Origin of the sequence: Dysgonomonas sp. BGC7 (genome assembly GCF_001261735.1) — a bacterium.
Lineage (GTDB): Bacteria > Bacteroidota > Bacteroidia > Bacteroidales > Dysgonomonadaceae > Dysgonomonas.
Window position 1 is genome coordinate 57,753 of record NZ_CVRP01000008.1, and the last position, 16,740, is coordinate 74,492.

The window sequence follows — 16,740 nt, forward strand, 5'->3', positions numbered from 1 at the left end:
GGAATCTTATTCTCTTCTATTTAGAGATAGCACCTATTCTCATTACGAGCGATTCAAACTCTTCTCGTGGAACAGCAGCCTTATTTCTTACTCTCGTCCGGTAATTGTAAATTGTATTGGCAGAATAATGTAAGAAGTTAGCAATTTTAGAGCTGTCGGTAATTCCCAAGCGAATGAGGGCAAAGATGCGTAGTTCTGTGTTTAATAATTCGTTTGTCTTAAGTATAAAGCGCTCTTCTTTGATAAGAAGTGAATTGAACTCTTCGACAAAATTAGGGTAAAGATGTAGAAATATATTGTCAAAATTTTCAAATAGTTCTTTCAACTCGTTGTCTATCATATCATGGGATTTCAACATCTTGTACAATTCGTCGAGCTTTTTCTCCACTGCTTTTTTATTGAGAGTATTCTGATACTTTTCTAGCTTGCTAATGTACATCGAGCATAGGTCGAGGAAATGCCCTATATATGTTTCTTTTATTTTATTAGCTTCCGAAAGCTCCAGATTCAGGTCTTTTAGTTGGTTGTTGCTACTTTGTAGATCGGTATTCAGTTCGTTAAGTTTCACATTGGTTCTGTAAAGCTCTCTTCTGATACGTGACAAACGCTTCATCTGAAGGTAGACGTATACTACAGCTATAATGAGAAATAGAGATAAAATACTTACCAAAACCAAGAATATTTGTAGTTCTTCCTTTTGCTTGGTTATTTTATCCTGATATGCAGAATCTATAATAGGAAATATTTTAGATACTTCATAAGCTCTCAGCCGTGCGTTGCAAAACATAGCATCTTCCATCGAGGATTTAATACATCTGTATGCATGTTCTATATCTTCTGTCTGATAGAGGACGGAGGCTAAAGCCTGCATCGAGGCGTTTTCTTTTATTGTATTTTTTATGTCGCAGGTAGCCGATACAGCAAAGTACTTTTTCTCGAGTAGAGTATTTCCTTCTTTCTTATATATATTGGCCAAGGCATAAGCTAAAACCGCCCTCTCGTGGTCTTCAGTTTCCGATTTATTTAATAAGTCGAGTAGTATATTTTTCGCTTCATTCAGTCTGTTGGAATCATATAGCTTTTCGGCAAAAACAATCTGATAATGATTTGATTGAGGATTTAGTACACTCAATAGAGAATCTCGATAAAGATCACTCTTTTTAGTATATTCGCTGGGGTTGTTGTAGGAATAATAACTGTATAGAAGTTTGTATGTATCATAATAGTTTACCAACAAACGTTCGGGCAGATCGGTGCTATTCATTTCCTTTAGCAAATCTACAGCTTCGATATATCGGCCAGCCACTGCAAATAGTGAGGCTAATGTGAGCTTCGACTCTGCTATTCGGTCGTTGTCTCTCTGTTTGTTGGCAATATTCAGATTTTCTTTTACAAAGTATATTGCCGAATCGGATCTGAATGTTTTATATTCATTATACAGCTTTATATTTATATCATACTTCTGCCCGTCGTTGATGTTGGGCGTTTCGAGCATCTTTTTTATTTCAGTAATCTTTTTCTCTTTCTCGTGAACAAATATATCTTTGTTATCCAGAAGTTTATATAAATTAATCAGAGTGGTGTCACTTTCTATATTTGAAAATGAGTTCAAACTGATAATTGTTAATATAAAAACTATGAGGATTTTCTTCATAAATTGAGATCTTGTATGGTTAGAATACAAAGTTATAATAATCAGGAAGATTACTATCGCTCTGTTGCTGGTTTTAACCTTTGGATAAAAGAAGACTTGACAGAATAACTATCTTTGCAGACGACCTCTTTGCCTACTAATTAGCTTAAAGATCCAGACAAGCTTCCCGACTACCGTCTTCTAAAACCTTAATATGTACATTTACTGTATCTTTGGGCAGAAGGCTCTCTATCTTTTCCGGCCATTCTATAAAGCACAGACTACCACTGTAAAAATAATCTTCGTAGCCAAAATCGAATGCTTCTTCAATCTTGTTGATACGGTAAAAATCGAAGTGATAGATAAGTTCCCCGCTATCGGAGCGATATTCATTGACTATGGCAAATGTAGGACTATTGATTACATCCGAAACACCTAGATTTTCGCAAATTGCTTTTATCAGAGTTGTTTTGCCTGCTCCCATTTCGCCATGAAAAGCAAATACTGTATTGTCTCCCATTGCTTTAATGAACTCAATGGCTGCCTTATCTATTTCTGATAGGGAATTTATTTTTATATTCATTGGTCTTTTTTTTGTAAAGATAAGCTAATGCTTTCTTTCTTATTTAGTATTTTAATTAAAAAGATACTTCGTTAATGTATTGTTTACTGAACTAAAAAATATTTACCTTTGTTATAATCTCCAAAAAGTAATACTATGGATGTCGGTTTTATCAGTTTCACTCAGATTTTAAGTGCTTTTGTTGTCCTGTTCGTCTTAATTGATGTACTCGGATCTGTACCTATATTTCTTAATTTTAAGGGTGAAGGGCGTGATGTGAATCCTATGCAGGCGGCTGTATACGCATTTGTCATAATGACAGCCTTTCTTTTTATCGGAGACTGGGTGCTGAAACTTTTTAATGTCGATGTGTCTTCTTTTGCTGTAGCAGGGGCTCTCGTAATATTCATTATTTCCATAGAGATGATTTTTGGAGTAGAAATCTTTAAAAATGATGCTCCCGGAGGCTCTCGGACGCTGGTTCCTATTGTATTTCCATTAATAGCCGGCCCCGGAACTTTCACCGCCCTATTGTCTATGCGGGCTGAATTTTCAGTGCTTAATATAATTATTGCCTTGTTCTTAAACATGGTGATAGTATTTCTTGTTCTTAAATACCTCAATGTTGTAGAACGTTTGGTCGGTGTCAGTGGCGTTTATGTAATGCGTAAATTTTTTGGTATAATCCTGATGGCCATAGCTGTCCGACTGTTTACAGCTAATATAAATACACTACTGGCGAGCCTACAATAAAAGTAACAAAAACTATTCGAGACTATTCTTGTCTCTGTATTCTTTTGGAGTACAGCCATATTTTTTCGAGAAAGCCTTGAAAAAACTGACACGGTTGGCAAAGCCCGATTTAAAGATAATTTCATCAATTGTCAGTTTCGATTTCACGAGTAAATCTTCGGCAACATATAGTCTGCTGTCTCGTATCATATCCGCTATGCTTACATCGTTTATTTCTTCCATTTTGCGGTACAAGTTGCGTGTGCTCATATTCATTTTCATGGCAATAAAATTAACGGACAGGTCTTTGTTCCGGATATTCTTATTGATGATATCAAATATATTCTTGATTAGTTTTTTATGTTCTTTATGCGTTAGTTTTCCGTTAGCTAGCTCAAAAGCACTCAAAGGGGAAGAAAAGTAATCCTTCAGAGCTTCTTTGCGTGTAATAAGTTGCTTTACAGAAGTCTTCAGATAATCTACATTGAACGGTTTTGTTATATACAATTCTGCTCCTGCATTAATTCCTTCTATCTGTTCGTCTACTTCGTGTTTCGCGGATATAAGGATGAGAGGGATGTGAGCTGTTTCGCTATTAGATTTTAGCTCTTTAGTAAAACTTATACCGTCCATTCCTGACATCATAACATCGCAAAGTATAATGTCAGGATGTATGTCTTTTAAGATTTCTAATGCTTCGGAAGGTCTGTCTGCGCACATTACATTAAAATCGTCGGCAAACACTTCACTAATAAACCAAAGCATTTCCAATTCGTCATCAATGATTAGTATTGTTGGTTTTGTTTCATTAAATGTGTATTTTGGCAAAGAGGTTATTATATTGTTTTCAGCTTTCATCGGTTTAATCTGTGATAGTTGAACTTCTGCTACTCCTTCTGTATTTGCTTCTTGCCAAGGTAGCTGTACGGAAAAATGTGTCCATTCGCCAATAAGACTTTCTACGCTTATATTTCCTCCAAGTAGATTAACCATACTATACGATATGGCAAGCCCTAAGCCGTTGCGTGACCATAAGTTGGAACGTTCCTGATTTTCGAAATTGTCGAGGATACTGTATCTGTCAAATATTTTCTTAATATCTTCTTCTTTCATTCCTTTGCCGGTATTGGATATGATAAGATTGAGACTGTTTTCAATTAACTGTAACCGTACCTTGATATTTCCATTGTTTGTTGTGTACTTCAACGCATTGGAAATAAGATTGGTCATTATGGTGATAATAAATTCTTTGTCGGAATTCCATTCTGTAAAATCAGGAATGTCTTTTTCCATCTTTACATTGCGGTTTTCTGCCATCTCAGAGAAAAGATCAATAACCTGATTTGCAACTTCTGAAGCGTCTATCTTTTCTATTTTAGGTTTTTTATATCCTGTTTCTACACGGCGAAACTCTATCAGATCTAGGATAAGCGTATTGAGTCGTTGGGCATTTTGTTGAATTACTTGTGTATAGCGGGAAACAAATTTGTCTACATTCTTGTGTGTCAGAATTTGATTGCAAGGTCCATATATCAATGTTAATGGAGTACAAAACTCGTGAGCGATGTTCGTGAAAAATCGCAGTTTAGATTCGTAAATATCTTCTTTGTGTTGTTGCTCCATTTTTCGAAGTATGCGTATCTGCTTTTTTCTGTTCTTTATCATTATCCATTTTATGATAAGAGCTATGGTAATAAGAGCTAAAATGAAGTAGATGAGATAGGCTAATGTAGACTGATACCATGGTGGTAGAATATTTATTTTGATAGAATAGACAAGGCTTTCTTTACTATTTGCCCTATTATAGTATTTTACAAGTAAGGTATATTCCCCAGGGTTAAAATTTGTAAATGAAACTGTATTCGAATTGCCGTTATCTATCCATTGATCGTTCAATCCTTCTAACTTATAGAAGTATGTATAATTATTTCCATTGAGATAGTCTATTGCAACAAAAGATAGAGAAAAAAAGTTTTGCCCATAATCCAGAGTCAATATATCCGACTCTTTTTTATGGGAAAGGAAATCCATTATATTGTAGTTTCTCCCTAAAATGGTCAGATGATCGAAATTAATTGCTGGCATATACTCTTTCATCTGGTAATTGTTTTCTTTAATGGATATAAACCCATTGATTCCGCCAAAAAATAATGTACCTGTCTTCTCATCGCGAAATGCAGCACCATCACTGAACTCGAAAACATTCAATCCATCCGAAGATTCGTATGTTTTAAATGTTCCATCTTTCGGATTATAGTTAATAACTCCCCTATTGGTACTCAACCAAAAGTCGTCATTATTTCCTCGGAGTATGCAGTGTATTGTGTTGTTCGGGAACCCATTTGTCGTATTTAGAACTTCATAATCTTTATCAGATTTATATTTAATAAGCCCAAAACTAGTCCCTATAAGATAATCCCCAAGCTGGTCTTTTGTTATAGAGAAGACTTCATTGATAGTTTTATTTCCTATGTTGTCAGGGAATTTAACAGGCTCTACTCCAAAAGTATTGGTGTTTATTTTAAAAACTCCTCCTCCTCTGTTGGCAAACCAGATATACTTGTCATTTTCGGGATATAATGCGAAAAAATAGTTTGACGAAATGTCTCCATCACTTCTTACAAACCGATTCAGAACTTTCAATGAAGGCGTATTGCCATTCCATACTATTTGAGCTTTAATGGCTCCCATTCCCACGCTGGCAAGCCAGAGTATCGAATCCTGTTCATATATGTCGTGTATATATTTAATTTCAAGCCCATTGTGAAGCAAGGAGATGCTTTTTATTGATTTGTCGGCATACGAGTAGTAATTAAGCCCTTCTTCATTTCCTATCCATAAAATGGGACGTTTACTTTGTGCAAAAGAGTATACTGAGTTGTCTTTCAGGTGGCTATTGCTAATTGTGAGATTTTCCATTTTGCAATCGAGTACATTCTTACTTATGCCATAATCATATATTTTAAGAATCCCATCTCCTTTGCTGCCGATCCATAAAGTTTTTTCGTCGTCAATGTACATAGCCCTTACCGGACGAGACATTCTTAATGAAAAATCGTTAAATAGAGTAGAACGGATGGAGTACGAGTTGTTAGAATAAGAATATACACCTTGCCCATCAGTTCCTATCCAGACTATATCCTGATGTTTGTCTTCTATCAAAGTGAATATTCCACAATTAATAGGTATCTTCTCTGCAGAGTATCCTTTCTCCTGTTTGGAGGTTTTTCTTAATACAAATAGACCATTTGTTTTGAAGCCTATGAAATAGTCTTCATGGAATTTTATTATAGATGCCACAATTCCGTTTTCTTGTATTTGTTTTCGTATATCTGCAATGAAAACCGTTTGTCTGGTCTTAGGATCGAGCTCGTAAAGATGGAAATCGCTATCGACATAGAAAACAACATCTTCTTCATTAAAACTGTACAAGACTGTTCTTCCATGAATATAATCCTCTTCCTTCTTCAGACGTAAATTCTTATTCTCTGTCTGGATACTAAAACAAAGACTATGACCATTCTTAATAAAAATCCAGATTTTATCCTCATATATAAAGAAATTCAGTATATCATTGAATACCAAATTAGGAATATCTATTTTTTCAAAACGGTTTTCTTCTTTCAGATAATAATAAATACTATTGTCTCCTTGAATAATGAAGAGATTGTTATGTGAATCTTTTTCGATGAAAAGGACTTTATTGAACATGTCGAAATGCTCCAGTGAGTTCGTTTTCTTATCATATTTATTTAGTCCGTAATAAGTTTGTACCCATAGTACTCCGTCATCGGTTTCTATAATGTGATCAATAACATTACCCGACAGAATGTTGTTATTATCTTTCGGCTTATAAGCAGTTACACTCCTCCCGTTATACATGTCCAGCCCATCGCAGGTTCCGATCCATAAGAGCCCTGTATGATCCTGGCAGAGAGATGTTATAGAGTTGTTAGATAGATTGTCTCTGTTTGTAATTTGCTTCAGATTATATGCTTTCAGAGATAGACTGATGAAAAAGCTAAGAAAAAGTAAGAGAGCTGAATGATGTTTTTTCATTGATATGTTTTTGGCAAGATTCTTAACAAATATAAGTAAAATAGAATACAGAATATCATTCACAGATAAAATTAACAAACGTCGTAAATCTTTTATAAATAAGCTGTCTAAAACCCCTCTGATAAAAGATTTACAGGATTGTTGCTGATTATTAATGTTTGCGACAATATAGTTAACATATATGCCATAAACCTAAATAAGGAATGCTTATGCGTTTTTTTGAAAAATACATTTTATATTTGTTTCTGAAAATAACATTTGTCTAATCACCAAACCAAAGTCGTTTATGAAATGGAATAATACAGTTGCAATAGCGATTTGCTCATTACTGTTTTATAATTGCGGAACAACGAAACAACAAGACTCTCAGGAAAAAGAAATAATACGTGCAGAATCGACTCTCGATTCGCTTTATAAATACTACTCTGTAACAGATGGTAAACTTCTTCGCGAAACTTTTCCATTCAACGAAAATCATAAAGCAACCTATCTCGCCTCGGAGCAACATAACGAGCCAAATCAATACTCTTTCCTTTGGCCTTATTCCGGAACATTTTCTGCTGTTAATGCATTATTAGAAGCTACAGGCAATAAAAATTATCATAGTTTGCTAGATGATCAGGTGTTAGAAGGGTTAGAAAAGTATTTTGACACTAAACGAACTCCCGCAGCCTATGCTTCTTATATAAATACAGCGTCAGAGTCGGATCGGTTCTATGATGACAATATTTGGTTAGGGATTGACTTTACAGATACATATATGATAACCAAAGAGGTAAAGTATCTTGATAAGGCTAAACTTATATGGAAATTTATTGAAAGCGGAACAGATGAAAAATTAGGCGGAGGAATCTACTGGTGTGAGCAAAAGAAGACAAGTAAAAATGGATGTTCCAATGCTCCGGGTGCTGTATATGCACTTAAATTGTTCGAGGCGACAGGTGATAGCTTGTTTTTTGAGCAAGGGAAGTCTTTGTATGAATGGACATATAAGAACTTGAGGGATAGTGTCGATAATTTATACTTTGATAATATAAATCTCGAAGGCAAAGTAGATAAAGCAAAATACTCTTATAATAGTGGGCAAATGATACAAGCGGCTGCATTATTATATAAACTCACCAAGGAGAAATCTTATCTTTTAGATGCTCAGAAAATAGCAGAGTCTTCTTACTCTCACTTCTTCGATGAATTCGAAACGCCTGATGGAAATAAGTTTCGCTTGTTAAAAAAACGTGATATATGGTTTACAGCAGTTATGCTAAGAGGTTTTATTGAACTGTTTTATCTGGATAAAAATCCTGTTTATATTGACACTTTTTATCTTAATCTGAACTATGCATGGGATAAAATGCGTGATGAAAACGGACTTTTCAATACTGACTGGAGTGGAGTAGTAAAAGATGACAGCAAATGGTTACTCACTCAGGCTGCTATGGTAGAAATGTATGCAAGAATAGCAATGGTGAAAATGAAGAAATAGCCCTGTGTCTTGGTTAATATTCATTAAAATGCAACAAAATTGAAGTAAGTTCTTCATTTTAACTATGTAAATAATATTATTTCAAAATAATAATATAATTTAGAATTACGAAATTGATATATGAGTACACAGAAGACTTACTAAGCTAAAGCTAAATCTAAATTACAACCAGAACCATGAGCATTTTATTTACACTGATTGTTGCATTGGGGATTATTTCCTGTTTTGCCGTATATTCTGTTTTTTTCGCCTCAACAGATATTGAGTTGTGGGGAGAAGAATTGGAATAAAAACGATTTAAATTTGTAAACATATCGGCAATTATTAATTACCAAAAGTCATTTAATAATTTGCCGATTTTTTTTAAACTAAAATATATGAAAAGAATTTTTTATGTCCTTATCCTGATAGCTATATCGGGCGTATTGAATGCACAAAAATTGACGGTAGCATCGTACAATATCCGAAATAATAACAAATCGGATTCGGTAAATGGAAATGGCTGGTATCTGCGTTGTCCTGTAATAAGCCAGCTGATTACTTTCAATGATTTTGATATAATCGGAATGCAGGAAGTGTTGCATGGGCAATTAGAAGACCTGTTGGCAAACTTACCCGAATATACATACGTAGGAATAGGGCGTGATGATGGGAAAACAAAAGGAGAATATGCTCCCATATTTTATAAGAAAGATAAATTTAAAGTATTACAAACAGGGAATTTTTGGCTATCAGAAAATACCGATTATCCCAACAAAGGCTGGGATGCAGCATTGCCTCGGATATGCACATGGGTAGAGCTAAAAGATAAAGATAGTAAAAAGAAAATATGGTTTTTCAATCTTCATATGGATCATGTAGGAGTGAAAGCCAGAGAGGAAAGTGCCAAGCTGGTATTGCAAAAAATAGAAGATATGTGTAGTACTAAAGATATTGTTATCCTTACAGGGGACTTCAACGTTGACCAAACACACGAAAGCTACAGACTGCTGGCCAATTCCAACATTTTGTCCGACTCGTACGAAATAGCCGGAATCCGTTACGCATTGAATGGAACTTTCAATAACTTTGATCCTAACCTTAAAACTGATAGTCGGATTGATCATGTATTTGTTAGTAAAGGAGTATCTGTTGAGAGATATGGAATACTGACAGATACTTACCGCTCGGAGCAAAGCTCAGGAGAGAAATTTCAATCGGGCAATTTCCCAAAAGAAGTATCTTTGCAAAAATTTGAAGCGCGTATTCCTTCAGATCATTTTCCTCTTAAAGTAATTCTAGATGTTGCTAAAAGGAAAAAGTAAACAATAATCTGCCTGTGGTTATTCTTACGTCTTTATTCGGTAGAATTACTATATCCATAGTCCTAATTTTCAAAAACTTTGCTTACCTTTGGGCGATTTAAAAAGTTTAGAAAAAATATTTATGATGAATCCGATTACAAAGAGTATCGATTTAGGTGATGGAAGGACTATCACCATTGAAACCGGAAAATTAGCGAAACAAGCCGATGGGGCTGTAATGGTACGCATGGGAGACACTATGTTGCTGGCTACAGTTACTGCGGCAAAAGATGCTAAACCGGACGTTGATTTTATGCCTTTACAGGTAGAGTATAAAGAAAAATTTGCTGCATTTGGCCGTTTCCCGGGTGGTTTTCAACGTAGGGAAGGACGTGCTTCTGATTATGAAATATTGGTATGTCGTTTGGTAGACCGTGCTCTTCGCCCGTTATTTCCGGACGATTATCATGCCGAAGTATTTGTGAATGTTATATTGTTTTCATCTGATGGTAAAGATATGCCTGATGCATTGGCTGGTCTTGCAGCATCGGCAGCATTGGCTGTTTCTGACGTGCCATTCAACGGCCCTATCTCGGAAGTGAGGGTTGCCCGTATTGATGGACAATTTATTGTTAACCCTACTTTCGAACAATTGGCGCAGGCCGATATGGATATTATGGTAGGAGCTACTATCGATAATATTATGATGGTAGAAGGTGAGATGAAAGAGGTTTCGGAAGATGAAATGCTCGAAGCTATCAAGGTTGCACACGAAGCTATCAAAGTACAGTGCCAGGCTCAGATCGAATTGATGGAAGCTGTTGGCAAAACTGTAAAACGTGAATACAGTCACGAAGTAAATGATGAAGAACTGAAAAAAGACGTTTGGGCAAAATGCTACGATAAGGCTTATGCAGTAGCTACATCATGTAATACTAACAAACATGAACGTGGCGATAACTTTGCGGCTATTGTCGATGAATATAAAGCAGGACTGACAGAAGAGGTATTAGCAGAAAAATCATCTTTGATTTCTCGCTATTACCACGATGTAGAAAAAGAAGCAATGCGTCGTTCTATCCTTGATGAGGGTAAACGTCTTGATGGCCGTTCTACTACCGAAATACGTCCTATTTGGAGTGAGGTAGATTATTTGCCGGGAGCACATGGCTCAGCTGTTTTTACCCGTGGAGAAACTCAGTCGCTGACAACTGTTACATTAGGTACAAAACTAGATGAAAAAATCATTGACGATGTACTTAATAATGGTAGAGACAGATTCCTTCTTCATTATAACTTTCCGCCATTCTCTACAGGAGATGCTCGTCCACAACGTGGCGTAGGTCGTCGTGAGATTGGACATGGTAATCTTGCTCACCGGGCACTTAAACCAATGATCCCGGCCAACTACCCGTATGTTATCCGTGTGGTTTCCGATATTCTTGAATCAAACGGTTCGTCTTCTATGGCTACTGTTTGTGCAGGTACATTGGCGTTGATGGATGCAGGGGTTAAAATTAAGAAACCTGTAACAGGTATTGCAATGGGGCTTATTTCTGAAAAGAAAGGTACTAACTATGCAGTACTTTCAGATATACTTGGAGATGAAGATCACCTTGGAGATATGGACTTTAAAGTTTGTGGAACAAGAGATGGTATCACTGCTACTCAGATGGACATCAAGGTTGACGGTTTGTCATACGAAATTCTTGAAAAAGCATTGAATCAGGCAAAGGCAGGGCGCCTTCACATTATGGATAAAGTTCAGGAGACACTAGCTGAACCACGTCCTGATTTGAAAGATAACGCTCCTCGTATTGAAGTTATCATTATCAATAAAGAATTCATCGGAGCTGTAATTGGCCCTGGAGGAAAGATCATACAAGGTATTCAGGAAGAAACAGGTGCTACAGTTACTATCGAAGAAATAGATGGTTACGGACGTGTTGAAGTTTCTGCAACCAACAGACAGTCTATAGAGGCTGCTGTAGCCAAGATTAAAGGTATTGTTGCTGTTCCTGAAGTGGGAGAGGTTTATGTAGCTAAAGTTCGTTCGATAATGCCATACGGAGCATTCTGCGAGTTCCTTCCGGGAAAAGACGGATTGTTGCATATCTCTGAAATATCTTGGGATCGTATCGAGGATATGGAAAAATCGGGATTGAAAGAAGGTGATGAAATAGAAGTAAAATTAATTGACATTGATCCTAAAACAGGTAAATTAAAGTTGTCACGAAAAGCGCTTCTTCCTCGTCCTCCAAGACCGGAAAAGCCTCTTCAGAAAAACAATGACGCAGGTAATTAATCAACTATATACTAATTAAAAAGTGAGCGGTCTGAAAACAGAACCGCTCATTTTTTATATTATGGGCTAATCTTCTTGAATCTTTCGATCGTAGATAATACGTTGTTGATATATTTCATTGTTTCTCCACCTCTGAAATATCCACTTTTGCACACCGGATCGTTGTAGTATTCGGGATTACTTTTCAGTTCAAGGTATTTCTGCACGTTTCCATCCCAGATATAAGGATTTGCACCATATTTTTTTGCCAGCGCCTGAGCATCGTTCACATGCCCATTACCCGCATTGTATGCAGCCAGTATAAATTTCTCTCGTTCCGGCATTCCTTGTACATTCTTAAAAATGCGATCCAGCCTGTCCAGTAGTTCTATGGCTGCACCTATGCTAAGATCGGGATTCATTCTGTCTTCACTGGTTATTCCTAGCGATTTAGCTGTACGAGGCATCAGCCCCATAATGCCTGCTGCCCCTGCCCACGAAGTTAAATTGTTTTGGAATCGCGATTCGTGATAACAGATGGCCGCAACAAAGCGCCAATCATATTTTGTCCCTTTAGTATGTTTCTTAAACAGTTCGTCATATATTGAGATTGCCCCTTTGGGTAGGTTTTTAGGGACTTCATAGTCTCCTTCGAATGGTTGTTTGCTAAGTTCGAAATATTTTTTTGTAATACTCCTATAAACAGGTGTATTGTCATTAGATGCAAACCACTCATTTAAAGCCTCTGCCAATTTTGGTGCATCTTTTCTTACAGCCCACGAAGAGCGTTGTTCGAAGCTTACTTGTAGAGAAATGTTTATGTTTCTGTAATAGGTTCGATTTAGTTTTGCTATATATTCGTCTGCTATAGTATATTTTATTTTGCCTGTCGATACCATTTCTATCAGATCTTCGCTAGTGATGGTGTCTTCATTTACAGTATGTATTTTTATTCCACCTCCCAGTTCCGAGTCCAGATTTAAAAGGCGCTGATGATATTTGGTATTGGCTTCTACATACACTTCTTTACCAAGCAGTCCGGTCACATCATTTATTATTGTGTCCCTTTTGTTGGCTTGCTGCACAAGCACCTGATGAGTTACTTGCTGCAATCCGCAATATGTGACCGAATCTTTCAATTCGTTTTGTATAGGAAGCTCGTATGCAATCAAATCTCCTTCTCCGTTGTTCAGCATTTCTACCAGCCGCTTTACGTTCTCTGCTACCTTCACATTGAGCTTAAGCCCGTGATGGTCGCAGAAATCTTGAGCGAGATCATAATCATATCCCATTGGCTCTTCTTTATATATAAAATATGAAGTGGAGCTATTGAGAGTTATGATAGTCAATTCTTCTTTGGCTTTTATCTGCTCGAAGTCATGTGGAGGCAGCTTTTTTTCTTTGCAAGAAACGAACAGGCAAAGGCATGTAAGAATGTAGGTGAAATGTTGCTTGCTCATGATAATTAGTCTTGAGATTTTTACTTTAACAAAAAAGTAACAAAGGTTACACTTTTCGGGTGTTTTTTATTTGTTACTTTTTTGCTGTATTTATCTATTGTTTCTGTTATAGATAAACTTATAATCAGAACTTTATATTGCGTGAAGTTATATCTTCTACCTTGATATTGTATTCTGCTACTACGCTGTTTACTATATGCTCGGCGGTCGGTAAATCGTTTATCAAAGAGCTGATTTGTCCTATTTCCAATTCACCATCTATAAGGTTGCCTTCGAATATTCCTTTTTTGGAACGTCCACGGCCAAGTAGTTCACGCATTTCCTCTACTGATGCTCCACGATCTTCTGCTGTTTGCACCGAATTGTAAAACTCATTTTTGACCAATCGGGTCGGACTTAGCTTTTTAAGAGACAAAATAGTATCTCCTTCTTTAAGTTCCAAACAAAGGTCTTTAAATTCTTGCGAAGCTGAACTTTCCTGAGTGAGAGCAAATCGTGTTCCCATCTGTACGCCTTCTGCTCCTAAAGCAAAAGCGGCAAGCATTCCGCCTCCTGTACCTATCCCTCCGGCTGCAATAAGCGGGATAGATATGCTTTGTCTTACTTGAGGAATGAGAACCATTGTCGATGTTTCTTCTCTTCCGTTATGCCCTCCGGCTTCAAAGCCTTCTGCTACAACAGCATCTACTCCGGCTTCTTCACATTTGATCGCAAATTTGGAACTGGATACCACATGTGTTACAATGATACCATGCTCCTGCAATTTTTTAGTCCATAGTTTCGGATTTCCTGCTGAGGTGAAAACAACCTTTACTCCTTCCGAAATGATAATATCCATAATCTCCTCTATCTGAGGGTACATTAAAGGGACATTGACGCCAAAAGGTTTGTCTGTTGCAGCCTTACATTTTTGTATATGCTCGCGTAGCACTTCCGGATGCATCGAACCGGCTCCTATAAGCCCTAATCCGCCTGCATTGCTAACGGCAGAAGCTAAACGCCATCCGCTGCACCAAACCATTCCTCCCGATATTATAGGATATTTTATACCAAATAGAGATGTTATTCTATTGCTCATTGTCGATTTATTATATATAATTAAAATATTATTGTTTTAGTTTTTCCAACTCTTCTTCTGTGATGTATATTTCCTTATCACCTTTCATTTTAGCATCACTTATTGCCGACTGTATGCTGTAATCCAGGAATTTACCCCTCGATAATTCTTCTACCTCATCTATTGTTATACTTGTTTTTCCTTCCGGGATTACTTTTTCTGTAATCTCAGGTTGCTGATTATATATACTTTCTTCATTAAAGATGTTTTCATTTGAAGTTTCTCTAACTATCGGTGTCATCTCTGGTTCTTCTATTTCCTCTGCAACTGTATATTCCGGAAACGTATCTGCTGTTTTCGGTTCCTCCATTAATACCATATTTTTATTGTCCTTTACAGAATCTAAGATATCGAATATATTTACAGTCGGTATCGGAAGTGTTACTTCTTCCGCCTTAACTTCGACAAAATCAGTTTCCTCTTTTTTACCTTCTTCTTCATTGATATGAGAAGAAGGATTATTCTGATACAATATTTCGTTTAAAACTTCTTTTATTCTCTCTACTTTCCTTCTCTCTACTTCATATATGCGGTTCAGATCAGCTATATTTCTATTATGACTTGGTAACTGAGCAAAGACCTTCACTCTGTTGAAGCACTCTATTGTTACCTGTGATTTGTCAGGGATATTTGTTATCAGGGTAATAGAGATTACAGCATCGTTAGTTGTTTTTACCGAAAAGTCTTTCAGAGCGCTGTAAGAAAAGTCATATGTCTCGTCGTCGGTCGTGAAACTAAATTCCTCCTCCTCTGGATATACTTCGAAGGTGTAGAAGTCGAAGTCGCTCTCTATATATTCGCTATCATATCCCTCGTCATCGGACGATTCCGCCAATGTTGTATGATGCGATTGCCATCTGTCATCAGAACTTTGACTTTCTTCGTTGCCTTTGAGAAAATACTGAACTATCTTTACTATAATTGCAATAATAACGAAAATCGTGAATATGCTCATCTCTTGTTAGTTAGTTTGTGATTTTATTTAAAATCTTGTTTATATACAGATGTTATAAGTTTCTCCTTGTTGAGTTCTATTTTCAGTATATAATCGAAGCTCTCTTTTTTCTTTTTTTTACTTGTAAATATCACCTCCTCTTTCATTGGCAAAGTAACAAAATAAATTCCTTTGTTGTCTTGTATCGCTTCCAGAGATTCTATGGTCGGCGTATATGTGATACTTCGTATAGCATTCTTTTTCATGCTGTTTTTTATCGAGTCAGCAACAGTTTTTCCCGATTGCTTTTGTGTATCGAAGAATCTATCTAAAACGGTAGTCGAATATTTTTGTATATTCTTACTGTTTGTTGATGATAGAGCCTTAAAGAATTCAGAGACTATTTTTCTCAATTCGAATAGTCCTTCTCCTTCTATTGTTTTTAGTTGATTCAGATAATCATATTTTTGTTGGGCTATTTCTTGATATTCTCCATTATACCGCTCTATTTTTACATTTTCGAGATAAGCAAGATAGCTTTCAGCTGTATTTTCCTTTTCTGTTATTATCCAGCTGAGAGAATCTATTGTGTGACGAATATCCCTGCTGTATGGTGTTTCTGGATGATCTCCCAGAAATCTGAAAAGAGCATCTACATTATTTGAATTGCGTAAAGCTTCCCATTCTTTTTTCTCTTTTTCGCGTAATTCCCTTATCTTACTTTCCGCCTCTTTGGCATACCTTCCTTCCGAGAATCGAACCAGATATTTGGAATAGCCCAGAGGTGTATTTTCTTCTATACATTTATTCCAATATGCCATCTCTGCTTCTTCCGAACTTCTGTTCTGAGCAATATTGTATGAACTGACAATTCCTGCAATTATCATAATCGCAATTCCTATTGCTACAAATATATAAAGTTTTTTATTACTCTTTTGTGGTGCTGCAAACTCTACTTTATCGTCAGCATTATCTATATCAGTATCACTCTCTTCAATCTCGTAAACCGTATTTTCTATCTCTTTTTTGCGTAGTTCTTCTCCTTCTTCTTCCAGAATTTCTTCTACATTCTGATGAGTGAGAAGTTCGTCGGGATAGGCATTGCGTGCTATCTCCTTACAGCTGTTGCAAAAGGTTTGTCCTTCATCTGCCTCTTTTCCACACAAAGGACATTTGTTTTTACCGTCTTCCAT

11 protein-coding genes are annotated in these 16,740 nt (G+C 36.4%); 4 read left to right on the forward strand and 7 right to left on the reverse strand.

What is annotated here, in order from left to right:
- Positions 1-16: 16 nt before the first annotated feature.
- Both BGC7_RS08320 and tsaE read right to left on the reverse strand, forming a co-directional pair.
- Complete coding sequence (locus tag BGC7_RS08320) at positions 17-1,654, reverse strand: DUF6377 domain-containing protein (protein ID WP_050701125.1); 1,638 nt, start codon at positions 1,652-1,654, stop codon at positions 17-19.
- 145 nt (positions 1,655-1,799) lie between these two features.
- Entirely contained in the window at positions 1,800-2,216 is a 417-nt protein-coding gene (gene tsaE, locus BGC7_RS08325; protein WP_050701126.1) for a tRNA (adenosine(37)-N6)-threonylcarbamoyltransferase complex ATPase subunit type 1 TsaE, read from the reverse strand.
- A gap of 135 nt (positions 2,217-2,351) precedes the next feature.
- On the opposite strand from tsaE, the gene BGC7_RS08330 reads away from it, so the two are divergent.
- Positions 2,352-2,948 carry a MarC family protein gene (locus BGC7_RS08330; RefSeq protein WP_050701127.1) on the forward strand — a complete coding sequence of 199 codons (597 nt, stop codon included), beginning with the start codon at positions 2,352-2,354 and terminating at the stop codon, positions 2,946-2,948.
- Positions 2,949-2,960: 12 nt separating this feature from the next.
- On the opposite strand, the gene BGC7_RS08335 is transcribed toward BGC7_RS08330, so the two are convergent.
- Positions 2,961-6,986: a hybrid sensor histidine kinase/response regulator transcription factor gene (locus BGC7_RS08335; RefSeq protein WP_050701128.1), complete on the reverse strand. Its 4,026-nt coding sequence runs from the start codon at positions 6,984-6,986 to the stop codon at positions 2,961-2,963.
- A gap of 286 nt (positions 6,987-7,272) precedes the next feature.
- On the opposite strand from BGC7_RS08335, the gene BGC7_RS08340 reads away from it, so the two are divergent.
- The 3 genes from BGC7_RS08340 (at position 7,273) to pnp (ending at position 12,057) form a co-directional block, all read left to right on the forward strand.
- Entirely contained in the window at positions 7,273-8,469 is a 1,197-nt protein-coding gene (locus tag BGC7_RS08340; protein WP_050701129.1) for a glycoside hydrolase family 76 protein, read from the forward strand.
- Between the two features lie 377 nt (positions 8,470-8,846).
- Positions 8,847-9,773, forward strand: coding sequence for an endonuclease/exonuclease/phosphatase family protein (locus tag BGC7_RS08345; RefSeq protein ID WP_050701130.1), 927 nt, complete (start codon positions 8,847-8,849; stop codon positions 9,771-9,773).
- A 121-nt stretch (positions 9,774-9,894) separates the two neighbouring features.
- On the forward strand, positions 9,895-12,057 hold the full coding sequence (gene pnp, locus BGC7_RS08350) for a polyribonucleotide nucleotidyltransferase (RefSeq protein WP_050701188.1): 2,163 nt from the start codon (positions 9,895-9,897) through the stop codon (positions 12,055-12,057).
- 59 nt (positions 12,058-12,116) lie between these two features.
- Here pnp and BGC7_RS08355 read toward each other — a convergent pair whose 3' ends face one another.
- The 4 genes from BGC7_RS08355 to BGC7_RS08370 form a co-directional block, all read right to left on the reverse strand.
- On the reverse strand, positions 12,117-13,496 hold the full coding sequence (locus BGC7_RS08355; protein WP_050701131.1) for an MltF family protein: 1,380 nt from the start codon (positions 13,494-13,496) through the stop codon (positions 12,117-12,119).
- Between the two features lie 124 nt (positions 13,497-13,620).
- A complete protein-coding gene (locus tag BGC7_RS08360; protein WP_050701132.1) occupies positions 13,621-14,574 on the reverse strand; it encodes an NAD(P)H-dependent flavin oxidoreductase in 954 nt (317 codons plus the stop codon).
- A gap of 28 nt (positions 14,575-14,602) precedes the next feature.
- Positions 14,603-15,568 (reverse strand): hypothetical protein, encoded by a 966-nt coding sequence (locus BGC7_RS08365; protein ID WP_050701133.1) that lies wholly within the window; start codon positions 15,566-15,568, stop codon positions 14,603-14,605.
- 23 nt (positions 15,569-15,591) lie between these two features.
- Positions 15,592-16,740: a zinc ribbon domain-containing protein gene (locus BGC7_RS08370; protein WP_050701134.1), complete on the reverse strand. Its 1,149-nt coding sequence runs from the start codon at positions 16,738-16,740 to the stop codon at positions 15,592-15,594.

What these genes read in the sequence shown, in the direction of transcription:
- BGC7_RS08320 (WP_050701125.1), bottom strand. Translation starts at nt 1,654, where the DNA reads ATGAAGAAAATCCTCATAGTTTTTATATTAACAATTATCAGTTTGAAC.
- tsaE (WP_050701126.1), bottom strand. Translation starts at nt 2,216, where the DNA reads ATGAATATAAAAATAAATTCCCTATCAGAAATAGATAAGGCAGCCATT.
- BGC7_RS08330 (WP_050701127.1), top strand. Translation starts at nt 2,352, where the DNA reads ATGGATGTCGGTTTTATCAGTTTCACTCAGATTTTAAGTGCTTTTGTT.
- BGC7_RS08335 (WP_050701128.1), bottom strand. Translation starts at nt 6,986, where the DNA reads ATGAAAAAACATCATTCAGCTCTCTTACTTTTTCTTAGCTTTTTCATC.
- BGC7_RS08340 (WP_050701129.1), top strand. Translation starts at nt 7,273, where the DNA reads ATGAAATGGAATAATACAGTTGCAATAGCGATTTGCTCATTACTGTTT.
- BGC7_RS08345 (WP_050701130.1), top strand. Translation starts at nt 8,847, where the DNA reads ATGAAAAGAATTTTTTATGTCCTTATCCTGATAGCTATATCGGGCGTA.
- pnp (WP_050701188.1), top strand. Translation starts at nt 9,895, where the DNA reads ATGATGAATCCGATTACAAAGAGTATCGATTTAGGTGATGGAAGGACT.
- BGC7_RS08355 (WP_050701131.1), bottom strand. Translation starts at nt 13,496, where the DNA reads ATGAGCAAGCAACATTTCACCTACATTCTTACATGCCTTTGCCTGTTC.
- BGC7_RS08360 (WP_050701132.1), bottom strand. Translation starts at nt 14,574, where the DNA reads ATGAGCAATAGAATAACATCTCTATTTGGTATAAAATATCCTATAATA.
- BGC7_RS08365 (WP_050701133.1), bottom strand. Translation starts at nt 15,568, where the DNA reads ATGAGCATATTCACGATTTTCGTTATTATTGCAATTATAGTAAAGATA.
- BGC7_RS08370 (WP_050701134.1), bottom strand. Translation starts at nt 16,740, where the DNA reads ATGGAAGACGGTAAAAACAAATGTCCTTTGTGTGGAAAAGAGGCAGAT.